We start from the raw sequence: 15,992 nt of genomic DNA on the forward strand, positions 1-15,992 counted from the left end.
TTTTATCGCTAGGTTATAACGAAATTATCCGTTTGTTGGATAGTTCCGGGCAGTCCACAGTGCGCTCCTGCCTGCCGCGCGTTGCGATGAAACCACCATGTACAGCACTCCTGCCCCACCCAACCTTTTGCAAGGCCATGCCGCTGGGGCCACCCGGCGCCTGCGCCAGTTGGTGCCCGGTCTTGCATTGACGGGCCTGCTGGCTGGCGCGTCGATGCAGCTGGGCAAGATCGGCGGGCTGCAGGCCAACGGCGTCAGCGCGCTGACCCTGGCCATCCTGCTCGGCATGCTGGCCGGCAACACGTTCTATCCGCGCCTGGCTGCGAACGCCGACCCGGGCGTGCGTTTTTCCAAGGCCACCCTGCTGCGGCTGGGCATCGTCCTGTACGGCCTGCGCCTGACCTTCCAGGACATCGGCAACGTCGGCTGGACTGGTGTTGCCATCGACGCGGCGGTGCTGTGCAGTACCTTCGGCCTTGCCTGTTTCGTTGGCATGCGCGTGTTCGGCCTGGACCGCACCACGGCGATGCTGATCGGTGCGGGTAGCTCGATCTGCGGTGCAGCCGCCGTGATGGCCGCCGAACCCGTCGTCCGCGGCCGCGCCGAACAGGTGATGGTCGCGGTGGCCACGGTGGTGGTGTTCGGCACGCTGGCGATGTTCCTGTACCCGGTGCTGTATCACCTGGTCGCGCACTCCCGCGGGTTCGCCCTGTCGCCGGCGGCATACGGCGTCTTTGCCGGTTCCACCATCCATGAAGTGGCACAGGTGGTCGCTGCGGGTCGCGCCATTGGCGAGCAGGCCGCAAATACCGCAGTGATCGCCAAGATGGTGCGGGTGATGCTGCTGGCGCCGTTTCTTATCGCCCTGTCGGCCTATCTTTCTCGTACCAGGGGACAGCACGCAGATCCCTCAAAGTGCGATGGCGGTACCGACCAGAACGCGCGCACGCAGCCCGGCAGCGTCGTGATGCCCTGGTTCGCGCTTGGGTTCATCGCGGTTGCTGGACTCAACTCGCTGGCGTTGCTGCCACCGACGCTGGTGCACCAGGCGATCGACATCGATACCGTCCTGCTGGCGATGGCCATGGCCGGCCTGGGATTGACGACGCACGTCTCGGCCATCCGCAAGGCCGGCATCAGGCCGCTGGCGCTTGCAGCCATTCTGTTTGCATGGCTGGTTTGCGGCGGCTTTGCCCTCAATGTGGGCATCACCGCAATGTTCCGCTGACGTGGAATTCGGGATGGGTGCATCCCATCACGGCATGTGGATCCCCACTCCCGCGGAATCAGCCAGCCGCTCGCCAACCTGCAGATTGATGCGCCGCAAAACGACAGGGGCGCAATCGCGTGCATCATCTTGCGACCCGCCCCGGGTCAGCCAGCCGTTGCTTCCGTTCCGGAGGACGTCGCCATGCCAACCACCGAGCTGTTCGACACCACGGCGATCCAGGCCGGCGCGCGCCTGCGCTATTGGAAAGACCTGGTAAGAACGGCCTTCGACAACATGGAGATCGAGCCGGCATCGCAACGCTTCTGCGCGCGCATGCAGAGGCGAGGCTTCGGTTCGATGCACCTGACCACCGTCGAGTCGACTCCCGTGGCGATCGATTCCAGGCGCAGCAGCAAATACGATGGCATCTACCTGATGCGCAACGAGCATGGCAGCTGCGACGTCTATCAGCATGGCCGGCAGGCGCGTTTGCAAGCCGGCGAACTGGTCGTGTTGCGCGCGCGCGATCCGTATCGCATCGAATGCAGCCGCGATCACCGCACACGCGTGCTCTACCTGCCCGGCACCGATCTGGCCGATCAGTTGGCTGCGCAGAGCGCCACCGCTTATCGCGGCGAACAGTTCCAGTTGCTCGGCAATTTCATCACGCATCTCGATCACCTCGGCGCCGGGCAGCACGTCTCGACGCTGCTGACCACCGCCTGTGCCCTGTTGGCGCTGACCTGGCCTGCGGCTGCCGGCACGCATTCGGGAAGGAGCACCGCGCTCGCCTGGCAGGCGCGCCTGCGCCAGCATGTGCATCAGCATCTCGCCGATCCGGGGCTTGGTGCGCAGAGCATCGCCCGGCATTTCGGCATCACGCCCCGCTATGTGCAACTGCTGTTCGCTGCCGCGCACACCTCCCTCGGTGCGTATGTGCTCGAACAGCGCCTGCAGTGGGTGGCCGAGCGCCTGCGCGATCCGGTCGCCGCGCCCATCGGCGAGATCGCGCTGGAGGCAGGCTTCAGCGACGTCTCGCATTTCTGCCGCTGCTTCCGCAAACGCTTCGGCAGCAGCGCACGTGCCTACCGCAACGGCGCAAACGCCGGTTAGCGTCAGCGCCGGATGCCGATTTCGCTCCTGGTCAAGTTTGCTTCGTCGCTCGCCAAGCGCTGCCGCCGTCGCGCTCTCTAAGCTGCGCGTGCCCATGTCGAGTACGAACCACCAGCCGGAGGCGGCACCGCATGAATGCCTTGAGTCGCATCAGCAGCGATATCGATCTGTTTACCGACGACGCGTTGCACGACCCCTACCCGCTCTATGCCGAACTGCGCAATCTCGGGCCTGCCGCCTACCTGCGCACCTATGACCTCTACTACCTGGGCCGCTACGAGCAGGTGCGCAAGGCGCTGATGGATTGGCAGACGTTTTCGTCCGCGCAGGGCGCCGGGCTCAATCCGGTCATCAACAAGCAGTGGGAACACGCGCTGATCTGCGTCGATCCGCCCATGCACGGTGGCACCCGCAAGCTGTTCACCGAACGTCTCGGTCCACGCCATCTGCAGCACGTCCAAGACACCATCCATCAACGCGCCGACGAACTGGCAAGAAGCCTGCAGCAGCGCGAGCAGTTCGATGGCGTACGCGACGTCGCTCACGATCTGCCGGTCAATGTGATTTTCGATCTGATCGGATGGCCGGAAGAAGCGCGCGGCGAACTGGCGGCGCTGGCCGCCGGCTGCTTCGATGCCTGTGGCCCGGACTCTTTACGCATGCGCGCGGCCCTGCCGCGCCTTGAAGCGATGCGGGCGTTCGTCGCCGACACCTACGACCGCGATCGGCTTACGCCCGGTGGCTTCGGTTCCACGGTCGCCGCCGCCGGCAAGCGCGGCGAGATCCCGCGCGAAGCGGCCATCGGCCTGATGGAGGGCTATGTCATCGCCGCCTTCGACACCACGATCAATGCCATCAGCAATGGGCTATGGCAGTTCGCGCAACATCCCGAGCAGTGGGAAAGGTTGCGCCAGGATCCGGGCAAGGCATCTGCCGCCTTCCAGGAAATCGTCCGCATCGACGGCCCGCTGCAGCACCTCTCGCGCGTGACTACCCGCCAGGTCGATCTGGGCGAAGGTGTCGTGCTTCCCGCAGGCGCGCGGGTGATCGTGAGCTATGCCTCGGCCAATCGCGACGAACGCCATTATCCGGAACCGGACCGCTTCGATATCGAGCGCAATCCCGTCGATCACCTGGGATTTGGGCTGGCGACGCACAATTGCGCAGGCCAGGCGCTCGCCAAGCTGGAAGGGATGGCCACATTCGCAGCGTTGGCCCGCTACATCGACCACTTCACGCTGACCGGGCCGGTGCAACGCATTCCCAACAGCATCACCCGTGGGCTGTCGCATCTGCCCATGCGCGCGTACTAGGAAGCGACCATGCCCACCATCACCTATATCGAACCGAGCGGCGAGACCGTGGCGGTCGACCTCGCGCCGGGATGGACCCTGATGCAAGGGGCCATGCATCACGGCATCGATGGCATCGAAGCGCAGTGCGGCGGCTCCTGTGCGTGCGCCACCTGCCATTGCTACGTGGAGGCCGGCGGCCAGAACCTGCCACTGCTAGACATGGAGGCCGGCATGCTCGACAGCGTGGCGGCCGAACGGCGCAGCAACAGCCGCCTGGCGTGCCAGCTCGTACCGACATCGGACATGACCGTACGCTTTCCGGATCGGCAGACATGAGCCTGCGCACGGCAGGTGCGCGATGAGCGGCATGGTCATCGTCGGTGCGGGTCAGGCGGGCCTGCAGACCGCCGAATCCCTGCGCAGCGGCGGCTATACGGGCTCCATCGTCTTATTGGGGGACGAGCCCTGCGCGCCCTATCACCGTCCACCGCTTTCCAAGGGGTTTCTGCTGGGCGAGGTGAGCGACACCCAGCTGTACATTCGCGCACCCGAGGCCTTGAACCGCAAGGGCATCCAGTGGCATGCCAGCGCCCGGGTGATGCGCATCGAACACGCCACCCGCACGCTGCACCTGGATGACGGCAGCACCCTGGGCTACACAGGGCTGTGTCTTGCCACCGGCGCACGCGCCCGCCGGCTGGAGGTCCCAGGCGCCGGGCTCGGCCATGTCTGCATGTTGCGCGACATGGCCGACACTCGCGCGCTTGCCGCGATCCTGCCGCACACCTCGCAGGTGGTGGTGATCGGTGGCGGCTTCATCGGGCTGGAATTCGCCTCCATCGCCAGGCGGCTCGGCAAGCAGGTCGTTGTGCTGGAGGCGGCCGATCGGCTGATGGCGCGCGTCGTCAGCCCGCAACTGGCGGACTTCTTCCTTCGCCTGCATCGAGACAACGGCGCGACCATCGAACTGGGCAGCAACGTCAGCGCATTGAGCGGCAATCGCGGCGTGGTGACTGCCGTCCACACCGCGGACGGGCGCGTGTTCCCGGCAGACCTGGTCGTCGTCGGGATCGGCGTCATCCCCAACGGCGAACTGGCCCAGCAGGCCGGATTGGCTTGCGATCGCGGGGCATTGATCGTGGACGCGTGCGCACGCAGTAGCAGCCCCGGCATCGTCGGTGCCGGCGACTGCACGGTGCGGCAGCGTGCAGGCAGCGGTTTGCTGCGGCTGGAGTCGGTCCAGAATGCAATCGAACAAGCCAAATCCGCTGCCGCCTCACTGCTGGGCGAGCATCGCCCCTACCCTGCGTTGCCCTGGTTCTGGTCGGAGCAGTACGAGGTCAGGCTGCAAATGGCCGGCTTTGCCGCAGGCCACACGCAGGCGGTGGTGCGCGGCGACCTGGCGACCAGCACGTTCTCCCTCTTCTACTACGTCGATGGCGAACTCTGCGCCGTGGACTCGATCAATCGGCCACAGGATCATCTGGCGGCCCGCAAGCTGCTCGAACTGGGACGCTCGCCGACGCCGCAGCAAGCCGCCGACCCCAACTTCGCGTTGACCAGCCTCATCCCCGCCTAGCAATGCGGCTGGTCGATCCGGCTCGAGCCCGCGCGCCTGCGCTTCGGCGGTGCGGCTGCACGCGCGCCTTGCGTTCAAGACCGCACTGCAGCGGCTTGGCGCCCCCTGTCAATGCATGGGTCTGCATGCCTGCCCGCAGATGGCAACCGAGCGGCATTACGGGCTGTCTGGCCTGGTCGAGGGCTGCAGCAGAAGCCGGAGCAGAGGATTCGGGAAACGTCGCGACATGGTCACCGCATGGAAAGTCTCCACGATGTCCGGCAATTGATCGCCTTCCATCAACGCGCCAGCGGCGATCTCGTCCTTGACCACGATCGGCGGAAGAACCGCCAGGCCGATGTCCTCGCGGGCAAGCAGTCGCATCATCGCCATGTCCTCCACTTCCGCCACGATCTGCGGCCGCACGCCCAGCCGGTCGGCCAATGCGTCGAAGCCGATGCGCACGCTGCTATCCACCGTCGGCAGGATGATGGGGTGGCTGCGAAGGCGGTCGGCGAAGCTGGCCGCATGGCCCAGGCGATCCGGCGTCCCCACCAGGCTGACCGGGTACTCCGCGAGCCGGTGAGTGACGAAGGGGGACAGCGCGTCGCCGGCAGGTGCCCGATTCAGCAGCACCACGTCGAGATTGAGCGCCTCCAGTGCGCGCAGCAGTTCACCCGCGCTGCCCGAACGCAAAATGAGGTCGATGTCGGTGCGGCCCAGCAGCGGCCGCAGGAATTCCATCTGGAAGTTGCGCGACAGCGTGGCAAGCGAGCCGACCCGCAGCGCCTGCCGCGCCGCACCTGTCTGCCGCAGCGTGCCGAGCAGTTCATCGCCGGTGGCAAAAATCGCATCGGCATGGTCGAGCACGATCTGTCCGGCCTCGGTCAGATGCAGTTGTCGCCCGCGGCGTTCGAACAGCGCATGGCCCAGGCGCTCCTCCAGCTTGCGGATTTGCACCGAAAGCGCCGATTGGGTGAGGTTGAGACGCTCGGCAGTACGGGTGAGGTTGCCGTCGTGCGCGACCGCCCAGAAGTAGCGCAGATGGTTGTAGTTCAAGGCGGCCATATCATTCGATAATAACGAACGAATCTGCAATAACAATGAATTTTTATTCAACCCCACCGATCGCTATCGTGGCGCGGCCCGCCACCACGTTCGTTCTTAGGGGATTGCCTTGTCGCTCTATCTACTCCCGCTGTTCGCACCACTCCTGTTGCTGACCGCCGCTGTCGTCGCCTTGGGGCGCGGCGGTCGGCCTCCACTGAAGATTCCCCTCCTCGCCGAAGGCGCCGCGCTCGGCGCGCTCTGCATCGCGATCGCATCGCTGGCGCTGGTGCTCCTGCGAGGAACCGGCGCCAGCCCGCTGATCGGATGGGGCGATATCGGCCTGTCCGCGCGGCTGGACGCGGTCAGCGTGACGATGCTCCTGCTGGTGGCCTTCGTTGGCTGGATCGTGGTGCGGTACGCGCGCACCTATCTCGACGGCGAGGCACGCCAGGGCTATTTCACCGGCTGGCTGTGCATGGCGCTGGCGGCAGTGCTGCTGCTGGTGCAGGCCGGCAACCTGGTCCAGGTCGTCATCGCCTGGATCGCCACCAGCATCGCGATGCATCGCCTGCTGCTGTTCTACCCCGAGCGCGTCGAGGCGCAGCGCGCCGCACGCAAGAAGCGCGTGTTCTCCACCACCGGCGGTATCGCCCTGACCTGCGGCGCGGTGCTGATCTGGAAAAGCATGGGCACGACCGATATCGCCACGATCAATGCGCTGGCCGCGCGCGGGCAGCACTCCTGGGCGCTGGTCGCGGCGGCCGCCCTGATCGCACTCGCGGCGGTGCTGAAATCGGCGCAATTCCCGACCCACGGCTGGCTCACCGAGATGATGGAAGCGCCCACGCCGGTATCGGCCTTGCTGCACGCCGGCGTGGTCAACGGCGGCGGCTTCCTGCTGATCCGCTTTGCCGACCTGATGCTCGCCGCCCCCGGCGTGCTCGCCGTGCTGGCCATGCTGGGCGGGTTCACCGCCTTGTTCGGCGCGCTAGTGATGCTGACCCAGCCGGCGGTCAAGACCTCGCTGGCCTGGTCCACGGTCGCGCAGATGGGATTCATGATGCTCCAGTGCGGTCTGGCGCTGTTCCCGCTGGCCCTGCTGCACATCGTGGCGCACTCGCTCTACAAGGCGCACGCGTTCCTGGCCTCCGGCGGCGCGGTCGAGCAAGTGGCGGCCATTCGCCGGCCCGGGCCGGTCGCCGTTCCGAACGGGTCGGCGGTCGGCCGCGCATTTTTGATCGCACTGGCGATCTATATCGGCATCGGCACTGCCTTCGGGTTCACCTTCGGCTTCGAGCACAAGTCGCCACAGGCGCTGGCACTGGGCGCGATCCTGATCTTTGGTGTCGCCTACCTGCTGGCCCAGGGCCTTGCCGATGCCGCGCCACGCCCTCTCACCCGCAGGACGGCGATCTACGCCAGTGCCGCAGCGATCGGCTACTTCGCGCTGCAGACCGCTGCCGAATGGCTGACGGCCGGCGTGCTGCCGGGCACGCCCGCACCGGGGCGGCTGGAGTGGACGCTGATGACGCTTGCGGTACTGAGCTTCGGGCTGGTGGCGGTGGCGCAGGCGCTGTTCCCGCTCTGGGCCTCGCACCCCGCGGCCGCCGGGCTCCGCGTCCACCTCTCCAATGGGCTGTATGCCAACGCCACGATCGATCGCCTGCTCGGCGGCTGGTCCATTCGCAAGACCTCCTGAACCCCTTCACCCCAGGCCCCCACGCTGATGACCACCACGCCCACCGCCATGCCTGTGTCCCCGTCCCACGATGTGATCATCGCCGCCGCCCAACGTGCGGCACGCGCCATCCCGCCGCTGTGGCCGCTCGCCTCCAGCGTTGCGGTCAACCCCTTCCTCGGCCAGGCCAGCGAGCCGTTGGAAATGGCGGGGGCGCGACTGCGGCGCGCGTCCGGTATCGCGATCACCATGCCGCGGTCCTGGTATGCAGAGCGGCTACAGTCCGGCCAGATCGCCGAGCAGGATCTGCAAGCCGCCTTGCAGAACGCGCCGGCAGCCCTGCGGCCGCCGAACTTGCCCGCACTGAAACAGGCGGTCCAAGCCGCACGCCCTGCCCCGCAGGCGCTCCCCACGGTCGCCGAGCTGGCCCGCGACGCGGATGCGGTCGACTGGCCCGGCATCGTCAACGAGCGCATCGGTCACTGGGCAGCCGGCTATTTCGACCAGGGCCAGGCGCTCTGGGCGGTCGGCCAGTCCGGTGGCGCCTACAGCACCTGGCGGATCATCGCGACCCACGATCTGACTCCGGAAATCGCCGGCCTGGCAGGTTTCGCACGGTATGTGGCGGAGGCGCCGGCCAATGCCGAAGACGCCATCGTCGACTGTGTCGCTCGCCTGGGACTTTCGCAGGACGCACTGGACGGTTATTTCCACCGCTTGCTGACCACGTTGGGCGGCTGGGGCCAGCTCGCCCGGTATCGGCTCTGGCAGGCAGAGTTGAGCGGCGCAACCGATGCATGCGTCACCGATCTGCTCGCCATCCGCCTGCTCTGGGAAGCCGCGTTGCTGGGCAACGGCGGCTGCACGCTGGTGCCTGGCTGGCAGAGGGCCGTTGCCGCCTACGCCGAGCCGGTCGCTGCAACGTCGGACGATGTCATCGACAGCATCCTGCAGGAAGCGGCCGAACGTGCCGCGCAGCGCAAGCTCAACGCCGTGCTGGCCGCGCCATCGCCGGCCCAGGTCGCATCTGGGCGTGTGAAGCTGCAAATGGCGTTCTGCATCGATGTGCGCTCGGAAGTCTTCCGCCGGGCGCTGGAAAGCCTCGATTCGGGCATCCAGACCCTCGGGTTTGCAGGGTTTTTCGGCTTGGGGATCGGCCATCGTCGGTTTGCCTCGGACGTGGTCGAAGCGCGCCTGCCCGTATTGCTCACGCCAGGTGTGACTACCTGCGCGGGAGATGCAACATCGTCGGCCGCCGCCTCCGACCTCAGCGCACGGATCGCGGCACGTGCCAAGCGCGCCTGGGGCCGCTTCAAGCTGGCGGCCATTTCCTCGTTCGCCTTCGTCGAGGCCACCGGCCCGATCTACGTCGCCAAGCTACTGCGCGACGGGCTGGCGCTGGCCCGCCCGCATGCACCGGACGAGCCTGCGCCACGCTCTGCCGACGGGCTGGACCTGGAGACCCGGCTGACCATGGCCACGCGCATCCTCAAGGCGATGTCGTTCACCGGCGGCTTCGCCCGGCTGGTGGTACTCGCCGGCCATGGTGCGAAAGTGGTCAACAACCCTCATGCGAGCGCGCTGCACTGCGGCGCATGCGGCGGCTATTCGGGCGAAGTGAACGCGCGGTTGCTCGCGTCGCTGCTCAACGACAGCCAGGTGCGCGCCGGTCTTGCCGCACGCGGCATCGTCATTCCCGCTGACACGTTATTTCTGGCTGCACTGCACGACACCACGACCGATGCGGTCACCCTCTACACCGCCGATCACCCTTCGCCTGGGCATGCCGACGATCTCGCCCAAGCGAGGCAGTGGCTGGCCGCAGCCGGGGCGCTGGCGCGCGGGGAACGTGCCGTGCGCCTGCCCCGCGCGCATCGCAGCCAGGACATCGCACATCGCGCCCGCGACTGGGCCGAGATTCGCCCCGAATGGGCACTTGCCGGCTGCCAGGCCTTCATCGCCGCACCGCGCTCGCGCACTGCCGGGCGCGATCTGGCCGGACGCGCCTTCCTCCACGACTACGACTGGCGCTACGACGACGGCTTCGGCGTGCTGGAGTTGATCCTGACCGCACCGGTCGTCGTCGCCAGCTGGATCAGCCTGCAGTACTACGGATCCACCGTCGCGCCCGAGAGTCTTGGTGCCGGCAACAAGCTGCTGCACAACGTCACCGGCGGCATCGGTGTGGTCGAGGGCAACGGCGGGATCCTGCGCACCGGGTTGCCGTGGCAATCGGTGCATGACGGCCAACGCCTGACCCACGAGCCGCTGCGGCTCTCCGTGCTGATCGAAGCACCGCCCGAAGCGATCGCCACCATCCTCGAACGCCACCCGCAGGTCCGCGCCCTGTTCGACAATCGCTGGCTGCACCTGTTCGCCCTGGACGACGAAGGCCGCATGGCGCAGCGCTATGCAGGCGACCTGCGTTGGGAGCAGAACGCCAGCGGCGCACGCAGCTGCGATCACTCCGTGCCGATGCTTGCATGACACACACTCGCCTACCCCGCCACCGGACCGGAGGCGGGAGGGCAGGAAGTGGATTTTCTCCAAGCCAACGAAAACCCCGCCGGATCGGATCAACACCTTGGAATGATGGGTTGTCCGCCGGCAATGGCCGAAAGCAGCTGAGTTCGTTCAACCCCATCCTCGGCAGAGCTCCGAATCCACATCCTTGAAGAAGTGGCCGTGATGGGCATAGGCCTCTGCCGTCAGCAGCACAGGTCTTGCATTCGTGGGAGATACAGCGAGCCGGCCGGGCAGCGACAGGCTAACGTCAGTGTCTCGTACCACGGCAGCTTTCAATATTCGCTTGGCAGACGGCACGCGTGAGATTGTTGCGGGTGCACTCACCAGCATCTCCGTCTACCGACAGGATGGGAACGCCGTGTCCGGCGCCCCTGCGCATCCCTGCGTGGTCAGCAGGCTGCCGAAGCGGAGCAGCGAGAAGGCGTCGAACAGGGTCCATGCCTGGCCGGTGGATGATGAAATGCGTCGCTTCGATCATGGATTGGAGAGGGCTGCCGCTCGATAATGTGATCTCCCCGTGTCCTGCGATCCTCTTCCCTACGGCAGCGAGGACCTCTCATGCACTACGCCCAGTTTGGTCGCACCGGTCTTTTCGTGTCGAAGTTCTGCCTCGGCGGCATGACCTTCGGTGGTGCCACGACGCCTGCGGGTGCAGCCATTGGGCGCCTGTCGCAGCAGGAGACGAACGCCATCGTCGACCAGGCCCTCGATGCCGGCATCAACTTCATCGATACAGCGGACGTCTACGGCGGCGGCGATTGACGCGGTGCGCCTCCCTTCAGGCCTACTACTCCATCGCGGGGCGGGACATCGAACATGAGCTGGTGCCTGCGGTCATGGATGCACAGATCGGCCTGCTATGTTGGAGTCCGCTGGCCGGCGGACTGCTCTCCGGCAAGTTCGATCGCCATGGTCACACAGACAACACCGCGCGCCGCGCGTCGATCGCCTTTCCGCCGGTTGACGAAACACGGGTGCACGACATCATCGACACCTTGAAGACCGTGGCCGCGCGGCATGACGCGACCGCTGCCCAGATCGCGCTCGCATGGCTGCTCTCTCGTCCGGCGGTCACCAGCGTCATCGTCGGCATCAAACGCCCCGAGCAACTGACCGAGAACCTCGGAGCGCTGGAACTGACGCTTTCGAGCGAGGACCTGGCCGAACTCGACCAAGTCAGCCGACCCGCTGCCGCATACCCGGGTTGGATCCAACGCTATAACGCCAGAAGCCGGGTTCCAGCCGGTCATGCATTCGAGGGACCGAGTTGGAGCCTTGGCGAGCGTCCGCTCTAGCCCGACCTGCCTGCGTCTGGAGCGGACGTGGTCCGGGCCTAGACGGCGAGAACGCCACGGAGCAGTGAGAAGGATGGCAAGTCCGGGATGCAGCTCCAACACGGAGAGGTCGGCGCACCATCCACAAGTTCCAGGACTAGACGTACGTGATGTCGAAGCGGGCTACGCAAGCCGTCCGGCCGTGTAGTCACGTGCCAGCGTGATGAAGGCCTGGAAGGCCGCAGAAGAATTGCGCCGGTTGTAGTAATACAGGCATAGCGGCGCGAGCGGCGGCGTCCAGTCTTCGAGGATGCGCACGAGCCGCCCTGCGGCGATGTCTTCGCGGATATCGGCCTCCATGAAATAGCCGATGCCCACACCATTGGCCACCGCGATCCGCGCCAGCGACGCCTCGTCGAGCGTGATCGGTCCCTGGACCTCCAGCTGCAGCTCTTCACCGCCCTTCTCGAACCGCCACCGGAGCAATGTACCGTCGGGAAGCCGACCGCGAACGCAGGGGTAAGCGAGCAGATCCTGCGGGACTTTCGGGATAGCCCGGTTTTCGAAGAAGGCGGGAGAGGCAGCCACCGCCATGCGCCGCCTCTGCCCCAGCGGTATGGCGATCGCGTCGCTGGGCACCAGATCGGCGCTGCGCACGGCCAGATCGAAGCCCGCCGCCACCACGTCAACCAGTCGCCCCTCGGTGACGATGTCGACATGCACCAGCGGATAGCGCTGCAGGTAGCTCAACACCAGCGGCGCCATGATCTCCCGCGCGGCGGTGGCAAAAGCATTGATGCGCAAGGTACCGGATGGCGTCTCCTGATGGGAGCGCACCGCGTTCAGCGCATTCTGGATGCCCTCGAAGGCAGGCTTGATGCGGTCGACGAACATCCGCCCCGCATCGGTAAGCGAGACGCTGCGCGTGGTGCGGTTGAACAACCGCACGCCAAGGTCTCGCTCGAGCTTGCCTACCGCGCTGCTGATAGCCGTGGTTGACATGTCCAGTTCCAGTGCCGCCGCACGAAACGAGCCGCAGCGCACGATGGCGAGAACCGCTTCAAGCTCGATCAGCGAATGACGCGTCATTATCCCGCTTTCCGTGATACTCCATGCGCCTTTATCTGGCTTATCAGGCGAAAAGTCCACCGCTAAATTGACTCCATCACCGCCGAGGAGATGACCATGTCAATCAAGCTACCCAATCCGATCGCCGAATATATCGATGCAAACACCCGTCTCGATCTCGACGGCATGATGAAACACTTCCACGAGGACGCCGTTTTCATCGACAACGGCAAGCAATACGTGGGGCAGGCCAGAATCCGCCAACTGCTCGAGGAAGAAGGGATCGCGGTGAAGGCGATCTTCGAGCCCGATACCGTGCGTGAAGAGGACGGCGTCGTGGTCCTCGAAGGCCCCACCCATGGCGACTTCCCCGGTAGCCCGCTGCGCTTCACCTATCGTTTCACGATGGTCAACGATGCCATCAAGACCCTGGAGACAAGGGTATGGGCATGAAGGCAGATCCGACCGAATTCGCCGGCAAGCGCGTGCTCGTCAGCGGTGGCACCAAGGGGCTGGGCCGTGCCACGGTCGAGCGCTTCCTCGCTGGCGGCGCCCGTGTCATCACCGCGGCTCGCACGATCAACACCCCTATCGGAGGCGTCGAATACGTGCAGACCGACCTGACGACCGCGGAAGGCGGCCAGGCGTTTGCCACGGCGGCGCTTGAGCGGCTGGGCGGCGTCGACATCCTGGCTCATGTCGTCGGTGGCTCCTCTTCGCCAGCCGGAGGTTTCGCCGCGCTGACGGACGAGCACTGGCTTGCCGAACTGAACCTCAACCTGCTGGCGACCGTGCGACTCGATCGGCTGTTGATTCCGCAGATGCTGGAGCGTGGCAGCGGCGTTGTGGTGCACATCACCTCGATTCAGTCGGTTCTGCCGTTGCCCGAGTCGACGACAGGCTATGCCGCCGCCAAGGCCGCGCTGCGGACCTACAGCAAGTCGATTTCCAAAGAGCTCGGCCCCAAGGGCGTGCGGGTCAATGCCGTCTCACCGGGCTGGATCATGACCGAGGCCACGCAGGACTTTCTGGAAACGCTCAGCAAATCTGGCGGCACGATCGAGCAAGCGCGTCAGTCTGTGCTCGATGCCCTGGGCGGTATCCCGATCGGGCGCGCAGCCGAACCTGAAGAGGTGGCTGATCTTATCGCCTACCTCGCTGCCGATCGTGCGGCGGCGATCCACGGCGCCGAGTTCGTCATCGATGGCGGCACGATCAGGACGGTGTAGGCATGGCTTTGCGGTATTCCCGCAAGCGCGCCGCTCACCTCCCCTTGCCGGTGGATGAAGTGGTTGCCCAATGCCAGCCCGCGGATTGATTGAAGAGAGGCCAACACCATGCCTGAGAACCCATCTTGCGAACGCTGCAGCTGGGCCCAGAACGACCCGCTGATGCGCGACTACCACGATGCCGAATGGGGCGTGCCCCAGCGCGACCCAAGGATGCTCTGGGAGATGCTCATGCTGGAAGGGTTCCAGGCAGGTCTGGCCTGGATCACCATCCTGCGCAAGCGCGAAGCCTTTCGCGCTGCCTTCGCGGGTTTCGATCCGGTCAAGGTCGCCGCTTTCGACGAGCAGGATATCGAGCGGCTGATGGCGAACCCCGGCATCGTGCGTGCGCGGGCCAAGATCGAAGCCACCATCAAGGGCGCGCGAATCTACTGCGACATGCAGGATCGCGGCGAAGACTTCTCGGCCTTCTGCTGGTCCTTCACGGCTGGCGTTCCCATCCTGGGTGACGGTGTAAGCCTGGTGGCCAGTACGCCACTGTCCGAGAACATCTCCAGGGAACTGAAGCGACGCGGCTTCAAGTTCGTCGGACCGACCATCATCCACGCCTGGATGCAGGCGGTCGGCATCGTCAACGACCATTCGCTTGGCTGCTTCCGACGCCATCTCGAGCACCAAGGAACCCGCTAGGGCGCAGGGCTCATCAGCTGGACCCATGGAAGCCAGATTTCAACTGCGGTACCGCAGGGCAAACCTTGCGCCAGCGCTCACTTCGACTTCACGTGCGCGCCGCACAAAACGTCCAACCGACTGAAGGAGAACGACCATGTTTACCGTCTACGCCAAAGAAGCCAACGTCGACGACCCGCTTGCCTCCGTCGTCGTCGGAGAGCGCCCCGAGCCCATCGTGCAAGAGGGCTGGGTACGCGTGAAGGTGACCCATGCCAGCCTTAACCGGCACGACATTTTCACCCTGCGCGGCATGACCTCCCAGGAGCAGCCGATCCCCTTCCCGATGATCCTGGGCAACGATGCCGCAGGCGTGCTCGAAGACGGCACGCCCGTCGTGCTCTATCCGGTACTGGGCAGCGACGACTGGAAAGGCGACGAGACCCTCGACCCGCACTGGCACGTTATCAGCGAACTCGTGCCCGGGACGATGGCCGATTATGTCGCCGTCCCGAAACGCAACGCGGTCCCTATTCCTGACGGTTTGTCACCGCTTCACGCCTCGCTGCTCGGCACCGCGTGGCTCACGGCCTATCGCTCGCTCTTTACCAAATCACGGTTGATTCCGGGGCAGACGCTTCTCGTACAGGGCGCTTCGGGCGGTATGTCGACGGCGCTCATACAGATGGGCCGTGCTGCCGGCTTCGAAGTGTGGGTCACCACCCGCAATGATGAAGGGGCCGCCATTGCCGAACGCCTTGGCGCCAACCGGGTATTGCGACATGGCGAGGCCTTGCCACGCCGCGTTGACGCAGTCGTCGACAACATCGGCGCGGCGACATGGGCAGATAGCCTGAAGGCGGTCAAGCGCGGTGGCGTCCTGGTGATCAACGGCATCACCACCGGGAACATCGCCGAAACCGACGTGCTGCGCATCCTCGTCGAACAGATCGACATCCGCGGCACCATCATGGGCACGCTTGAGGAAATGAAGGCCATGATGCAATTCGTCATCCGCAACAACATCGCCCCCGAAGTCGGAGCGGTGGTGCCGATGACCGAAGCCCGCGACGCGATCCGCAACATGATCGACGGTCGCACCCAGGGCAAGACCGTGTTCACGAGATAATTGGTAGAGCAGCGTAAAGCACAGAAGCAAAAGCCCGCCCAACGGAGCTTTCGCTGGCTAAAACACTACCCGAACTTGCCAGACCCAAAAACCCAAAGCCCGCAGTTACGTGGGTCTCAGGACATTTTGCTAGACCGTGCCGGGCAGTGCCGCACGCGGGATCACTCCCACTCGATTGTAAACAAGAACATAA

The 15,992-nt window shown here is 65.5% G+C and carries 15 protein-coding genes; 13 read left to right on the forward strand and 2 right to left on the reverse strand.

Annotation, left to right across the window (positions count from 1 at the left end):
* The first annotated feature begins 97 nt into the window (after positions 1-97).
* From ACCQ07_RS11465 to ACCQ07_RS11485, 5 genes are all read left to right on the forward strand, one after another.
* Positions 98-1,228 (forward strand): YeiH family protein, encoded by a 1,131-nt coding sequence (locus ACCQ07_RS11465; RefSeq protein ID WP_372363342.1) that lies wholly within the window; start codon positions 98-100, stop codon positions 1,226-1,228.
* Between the two features lie 183 nt (positions 1,229-1,411).
* On the forward strand, positions 1,412-2,323 hold the full coding sequence (locus ACCQ07_RS11470) for a helix-turn-helix domain-containing protein (RefSeq protein WP_008577918.1): 912 nt from the start codon (positions 1,412-1,414) through the stop codon (positions 2,321-2,323).
* A gap of 131 nt (positions 2,324-2,454) precedes the next feature.
* Positions 2,455-3,636: a cytochrome P450 gene (locus tag ACCQ07_RS11475; RefSeq protein WP_104613819.1), complete on the forward strand. Its 1,182-nt coding sequence runs from the start codon at positions 2,455-2,457 to the stop codon at positions 3,634-3,636.
* A gap of 9 nt (positions 3,637-3,645) precedes the next feature.
* A complete protein-coding gene (locus ACCQ07_RS11480) occupies positions 3,646-3,954 on the forward strand; it encodes a 2Fe-2S iron-sulfur cluster-binding protein (protein WP_372363343.1) in 309 nt (102 codons plus the stop codon).
* Positions 3,955-3,976: 22 nt separating this feature from the next.
* Positions 3,977-5,197 carry an NAD(P)/FAD-dependent oxidoreductase gene (locus ACCQ07_RS11485; RefSeq protein ID WP_065628013.1) on the forward strand — a complete coding sequence of 407 codons (1,221 nt, stop codon included), beginning with the start codon at positions 3,977-3,979 and terminating at the stop codon, positions 5,195-5,197.
* A 156-nt stretch (positions 5,198-5,353) separates the two neighbouring features.
* Here ACCQ07_RS11485 and ACCQ07_RS11490 read toward each other — a convergent pair whose 3' ends face one another.
* Entirely contained in the window at positions 5,354-6,244 is an 891-nt protein-coding gene (locus ACCQ07_RS11490) for a LysR family transcriptional regulator (RefSeq protein ID WP_008577914.1), read from the reverse strand.
* Between the two features lie 109 nt (positions 6,245-6,353).
* Here ACCQ07_RS11490 and ACCQ07_RS11495 point away from each other — a divergent pair, with 109 nt between their 5' ends.
* The 4 genes from ACCQ07_RS11495 to ACCQ07_RS11510 all read left to right on the forward strand — a co-directional run bounded on the left by ACCQ07_RS11495 (position 6,354) and on the right by ACCQ07_RS11510 (position 11,725).
* Positions 6,354-7,925, forward strand: a complete 1,572-nt coding sequence (locus tag ACCQ07_RS11495; RefSeq protein WP_008577913.1) for a proton-conducting transporter transmembrane domain-containing protein — start codon at positions 6,354-6,356, stop codon at positions 7,923-7,925.
* A 27-nt stretch (positions 7,926-7,952) separates the two neighbouring features.
* Entirely contained in the window at positions 7,953-10,391 is a 2,439-nt protein-coding gene (locus ACCQ07_RS11500; protein ID WP_372363344.1) for a YbcC family protein, read from the forward strand.
* 597 nt (positions 10,392-10,988) lie between these two features.
* Complete coding sequence (locus ACCQ07_RS11505) at positions 10,989-11,192, forward strand: aldo/keto reductase (RefSeq protein WP_008571370.1); 204 nt, start codon at positions 10,989-10,991, stop codon at positions 11,190-11,192.
* Positions 11,189-11,725, forward strand: a complete 537-nt coding sequence (locus ACCQ07_RS11510) for an aldo/keto reductase (protein ID WP_228738041.1) — start codon at positions 11,189-11,191, stop codon at positions 11,723-11,725. The genes ACCQ07_RS11505 and ACCQ07_RS11510 overlap by 4 nt, the downstream gene beginning before the upstream one ends.
* Before the next feature lie 162 nt (positions 11,726-11,887).
* On the opposite strand, the gene ACCQ07_RS11515 is transcribed toward ACCQ07_RS11510, so the two are convergent.
* Complete coding sequence (locus ACCQ07_RS11515; protein ID WP_109290986.1) at positions 11,888-12,793, reverse strand: LysR family transcriptional regulator; 906 nt, start codon at positions 12,791-12,793, stop codon at positions 11,888-11,890.
* A 96-nt stretch (positions 12,794-12,889) separates the two neighbouring features.
* On the opposite strand from ACCQ07_RS11515, the gene ACCQ07_RS11520 reads away from it, so the two are divergent.
* From ACCQ07_RS11520 to ACCQ07_RS11535, 4 genes are all read left to right on the forward strand, one after another.
* Positions 12,890-13,225, forward strand: a complete 336-nt coding sequence (locus ACCQ07_RS11520) for a nuclear transport factor 2 family protein (protein WP_029819540.1) — start codon at positions 12,890-12,892, stop codon at positions 13,223-13,225.
* Positions 13,216-14,001 (forward strand): SDR family oxidoreductase, encoded by a 786-nt coding sequence (locus ACCQ07_RS11525; RefSeq protein WP_136732567.1) that lies wholly within the window; start codon positions 13,216-13,218, stop codon positions 13,999-14,001. The genes ACCQ07_RS11520 and ACCQ07_RS11525 overlap by 10 nt, the downstream gene beginning before the upstream one ends.
* 162 nt (positions 14,002-14,163) lie before the next feature.
* Entirely contained in the window at positions 14,164-14,691 is a 528-nt protein-coding gene (locus ACCQ07_RS11530; protein ID WP_228884950.1) for a DNA-3-methyladenine glycosylase I, read from the forward strand.
* A gap of 136 nt (positions 14,692-14,827) precedes the next feature.
* Entirely contained in the window at positions 14,828-15,799 is a 972-nt protein-coding gene (locus tag ACCQ07_RS11535; protein WP_372363345.1) for a zinc-binding dehydrogenase, read from the forward strand.
* The last annotated feature ends 193 nt before the right edge of the window (positions 15,800-15,992 follow it).

Source organism: Xanthomonas sp. NCPPB 3583, assembly GCF_041475715.2.
In the GTDB taxonomy this organism is placed as follows: domain Bacteria; phylum Pseudomonadota; class Gammaproteobacteria; order Xanthomonadales; family Xanthomonadaceae; genus Xanthomonas; species Xanthomonas euvesicatoria.

Coding starts and splice junctions, on each gene's coding strand:
- ACCQ07_RS11465 (WP_372363342.1), top strand. CDS start 98: ATGTACAGCACTCCTGCCCCACCCAACCTTTTGCAAGGCCATGCCGCT.
- ACCQ07_RS11470 (WP_008577918.1), top strand. CDS start 1,412: ATGCCAACCACCGAGCTGTTCGACACCACGGCGATCCAGGCCGGCGCG.
- ACCQ07_RS11475 (WP_104613819.1), top strand. CDS start 2,455: ATGAATGCCTTGAGTCGCATCAGCAGCGATATCGATCTGTTTACCGAC.
- ACCQ07_RS11480 (WP_372363343.1), top strand. CDS start 3,646: ATGCCCACCATCACCTATATCGAACCGAGCGGCGAGACCGTGGCGGTC.
- ACCQ07_RS11485 (WP_065628013.1), top strand. CDS start 3,977: ATGAGCGGCATGGTCATCGTCGGTGCGGGTCAGGCGGGCCTGCAGACC.
- ACCQ07_RS11490 (WP_008577914.1), bottom strand. CDS start 6,244: ATGGCCGCCTTGAACTACAACCATCTGCGCTACTTCTGGGCGGTCGCG.
- ACCQ07_RS11500 (WP_372363344.1), top strand. CDS start 7,953: ATGACCACCACGCCCACCGCCATGCCTGTGTCCCCGTCCCACGATGTG.
- ACCQ07_RS11505 (WP_008571370.1), top strand. CDS start 10,989: ATGCACTACGCCCAGTTTGGTCGCACCGGTCTTTTCGTGTCGAAGTTC.
- ACCQ07_RS11515 (WP_109290986.1), bottom strand. CDS start 12,793: ATGACGCGTCATTCGCTGATCGAGCTTGAAGCGGTTCTCGCCATCGTG.
- ACCQ07_RS11520 (WP_029819540.1), top strand. CDS start 12,890: ATGTCAATCAAGCTACCCAATCCGATCGCCGAATATATCGATGCAAAC.
- ACCQ07_RS11525 (WP_136732567.1), top strand. CDS start 13,216: ATGGGCATGAAGGCAGATCCGACCGAATTCGCCGGCAAGCGCGTGCTC.
- ACCQ07_RS11530 (WP_228884950.1), top strand. CDS start 14,164: ATGCGCGACTACCACGATGCCGAATGGGGCGTGCCCCAGCGCGACCCA.
- ACCQ07_RS11535 (WP_372363345.1), top strand. CDS start 14,828: ATGTTTACCGTCTACGCCAAAGAAGCCAACGTCGACGACCCGCTTGCC.